This window comes from Moorena sp. SIO3H5 (assembly GCF_010692395.1).
GTDB lineage: Bacteria > Cyanobacteriota > Cyanobacteriia > Cyanobacteriales > Coleofasciculaceae > Moorena.
Map to the genome: position 1 here is coordinate 1 of NZ_JAAHHS010000683.1, position 2,283 is coordinate 2,283.

The window sequence follows — 2,283 nt, forward strand, 5'->3', positions numbered from 1 at the left end:
TCCATGAATCGGTTGATCCAAGGAGATGTCGGTTCCGGTAAAACTATTGTGGCAGTTTATGCTATTCTAGCAGCCATCCAATCGGGATACCAAGCTGCTTTGATGGCTCCCACTGAAGTATTAGCTGAACAGCACTATCGTAAGTTAGTAAATTGGTTCAATTTACTACACCTTCCGGTTGAATTACTAACAGGTTCTACTAAAGTTTCTAAGCGTCGAAAAATTCATTCCGAGCTAGAAACAGGAGAACTTCCCCTGTTAGTAGGAACCCATGCTTTGATTCAAGACCCAGTGAACTTCAACAATTTGGGTTTAGTAGTGATTGATGAACAGCATCGCTTTGGGGTAAAGCAACGGGCTCGTTTACAGGAAAAAGGTCAATCTCCCCATGTGCTGACTCTGACCGCTACACCAATTCCCAGAACCCTAGCGCTAACCCTTCACGGGGATTTGGATGTGAGTCAAATTGATGAATTGCCCCCTGGTCGTCAAAAGATTCAGACCACTGTGGTAAAGGGTAAAGAGAGGAAACATGCCTATGACCTGATTCGTCGAGAAGTGGCTCAAGGACGGCAAGCTTATATGGTATTGCCCTTGATTGAAGAATCGGAAAAATTAGATTTACGCTCAGCAATTGAAGAGCATAAACGACTATCTGAAAGTATATTTCCAGAATTTAAGGTTGGGTTACTTCATGGTCGGATGAGTTCAGCCGATAAAGATAAAGCACTGAGTGCTTTTCGGGATAACAAAAGCCAAATTATTGTTTCAACTACTGTGATTGAAGTGGGTGTGGATGTACCCAATGCTACCGTAATGATGATAGAAAATGCAGAACGGTTTGGGTTATCTCAGTTACACCAATTACGGGGTCGTGTCGGTCGAGGTTCTGACAAATCTTATTGTCTTTTAGTCAGTGGTTCTAATACTGAAACAGCCAGACAACGTTTGGGGGTATTAGAACAGTCCCAGGATGGCTTTTTTATCTCTGAAATGGATATGCGTTTTCGTGGTCCTGGGGAAGTTTTAGGTAAGCGCCAATCCGGGTTAGCAGATTTTGCTCTAGCTAGTTTAGTAGAAGACCAAGAGGTATTAACTTTGGCGCGAGATGCAGCAGAAAAGATTATTATTCAGGATGAAACATTGGAGAATTACCCTTTAATGAAAGTTGAGTTAGAGTATCGGTATCAGTGGTTGATGGATGGGACGATTATGACTTAATTTACCATAGAATTCTCTATTAGGGAACAGGGAGTAGGGAACAGGGAGTAGGGAGTAGGGAGTAGGGAGTAGGGAGTAGGGAGTAGGGAGTAGGGAGTAGTGGAAAATAATGAATTGACCAAAAAATTATCAAAAAACTACTTTTTATAGATGACTGATGACGTTTTTACTATGACAAATGTTTGTTACTTAAATTATCATTTATGCACAAAAAATTAGTTAATATAGCATTTGTATTTGAGTTATGAATCCTACTCCCTAAAACCCAATATAGCAGTATAGCTCATAAATCAATTGTGATAATTTTTGAGGCCCTATTCCCTATTCCCTATTCCCTATTCCCTATTCCCTACTCCCGATTCCCTATTCCAATACCTCAACTGTTCCCAACTGACCATCAATCCTGACCCGCTGACCATCTCGTAATATATCAGTGGCATGATTAATATCCATTACGGCTGGGATACCATACTCTCGGGCTACAATGGCACCGTGGGACAGACGTCCCCCTACTTCAGAAATTAAGCCACCAGCACGAGCAAGTAATGGTGCCCAACCGGAATCGGTGTAGGGCACCACCACAATGGTTTGCTGGTCAATAGTGATATTACTTTGCAAGCTTTTCACTACTTTGACTAAACCCTCTACAAGTCCCGAACTGGCACCAATGCCTTGTAGCAGTCGTTGATCAGACCCAGCTAAAGATTTGGGCTCAGCGGGTAAGGGAGGATTATTGCCATAAACCAGGAAAGGTACGCTAGTCAGCTGACCATCCTGTGCCAATTTAGTGCGCCGTTGTTGCACAATTTCTGGAAGCTGTTGTCTGAGTTGCTGGTTATCACTACCTACTAAAGAGCGAATTTCGGGTAACTCCAAGAAAAAAATGTCCCCTGGTTCCAATAGTAAACCTGACAGCAGCCAGCGTGCCTCTATAGCCAAGAAGCTCCAGCGTAGGTGAGCCATCAGCTTAGAGTAGACTTGGGTCACTCGACCTTTGAGATCCAGCCGTGCTTGTACCACTTCAGCTTTCCAGCGTTGCCCTCTAGGTTTTCGAGATTGGGG

3 protein-coding genes are annotated in these 2,283 nt (G+C 43.3%); 1 reads left to right on the top strand and 2 read right to left on the bottom strand.

The genetic code is table 11. The features are described 5' to 3' along the window. Nucleotides 1–1,221, top strand: a 1,221-nt coding sequence (locus F6K52_RS35480) for an ATP-dependent DNA helicase RecG (protein WP_293089768.1), incomplete at its 5' end; no start/stop codon positions are given. Here F6K52_RS35480 and F6K52_RS35485 read toward each other — a convergent pair. Further along, a complete protein-coding gene (locus tag F6K52_RS35485; protein ID WP_293089771.1) occupies nucleotides 1,218–1,343 on the bottom strand; it encodes a hypothetical protein in 126 nt (41 codons plus the stop codon). The two genes, F6K52_RS35480 and F6K52_RS35485, sit on opposite strands and share 4 nt — an antisense overlap. A gap of 241 nt (nucleotides 1,344–1,584) precedes the next feature. Further along, a partial coding sequence (locus tag F6K52_RS35490; protein ID WP_293089773.1) for a PEP-utilizing enzyme occupies nucleotides 1,585–2,283 on the bottom strand: 699 nt, incomplete at its 5' end.